Here is a 1,149-nt window from a genome sequence, read left to right as displayed (position 1 = left end):
GAAGGCGGGAGTTTCTTTAAAAGTTTGTTTTCGATCTTTAAAAGAAGATAACCGACTTAGCCCTGTGCTTGTTGTTTTTTAGATTGCGTAACGACAAAATCTTTCAGGTAAAAAGGTTCGAAATAGGCTACATCTTCAAAGTTACTGTTGCTGAAAGCTTTGTTAGCTAACCGCGACATGTATGTTGCAGCATTGAAATTGGCCTCATCAAACTTTGCATTTTGGTGCGTCAAAATTTCAGCACACTTGGCCGCCCCATCACCTAAAAAAGTAACGGTTTGCTGTGTGAGATAATCAGTAAAACTTGTTTCATCAATAATTTTTGCTTCAGTTGGCGTGATTACGTTTAGAGAACGGTCGAAAATTGAGGTATACACTTCCATTCTACGGGCATCGATCATTGGACAGATTAAACCAAAATAATCAGGATTTTCCGTTAAGAAACCTGCAGCCATCATCTCTAGCGTTTCAATGGCGATTAATGGCTTATCTAGTGCATAACAGAGTCCTTTTGCCGTAGAAACACCAATGCGAAGCCCTGTGTAAGACCCTGGGCCTTTACTTACCGCAACAGCATCCAATGCCTGATAACTTACGCCTGCCGTTTTAAGCACCTCATCAATAAACAGGGTTAAATTAGCAGCATGCAGGTTTTGTCCTTTTTCTTCTTTAAATGAAATAGTTTCGCCGTTGATAGATAGCGCTACAGAACAAATTGCAGTAGCCGTTTCTATTTGAAGTATTTTAGCCATTGCGCAAAGATAAGTAAAATGAAAGAGAAGATAAGTTTGGAGTTGAGAGTTTGGCGTTTGGAGTCAATTAACCGATTTAAACAATTAACCGTTTAACCAGTTTGGCGTTTGGAGTCAATAACCGATTTAATAAATTACTGGGGCAATTATCCCTCGTGGCGTATCATCCTGAGGGGTAATTTATCTTATAAAAATCAATATGATTGACGTACAATTGCTTCTTTTCCATACACCAGGGGCTTGCCTCGGCTCGCCGCCGCCGAAGGGCTCTTTCTTTTTGGCATCAAAAAGACCAGCATAGCTAGCTTGAATGCCGTTGAAAACATAAAGGCCTATGAAAAAACAAAAAATGCCGGCTGAAAATTTATTCATTTTGTATTATAGTTTTCAGCTGCAT

Annotated in this window: 1 protein-coding gene; it reads right to left on the bottom strand. The window is 39.5% G+C overall.

All coding sequences use genetic code 11. The features are described 5' to 3' along the window. Positions 1–56: 56 nt before the first annotated feature. On the bottom strand, positions 57–752 hold the full coding sequence (gene tsaB / locus AC1DPQ_RS28385; RefSeq protein WP_477611662.1) for a tRNA (adenosine(37)-N6)-threonylcarbamoyltransferase complex dimerization subunit type 1 TsaB: 696 nt from the start codon (positions 750–752) through the stop codon (positions 57–59). Positions 753–1,149: the final 397 nt, after the last annotated feature.

The organism is Pedobacter sp. 01T416_2 (assembly GCF_056398925.1).
The sequence above is the reverse complement of the archived record's forward strand: the minus strand, read 5'-3'. Positions and strand labels throughout refer to the sequence as shown.

What these genes read in the sequence shown, in the direction of transcription:
- tsaB (WP_477611662.1), bottom strand. Translation starts at nt 752, where the DNA reads ATGGCTAAAATACTTCAAATAGAAACGGCTACTGCAATTTGTTCTGTA.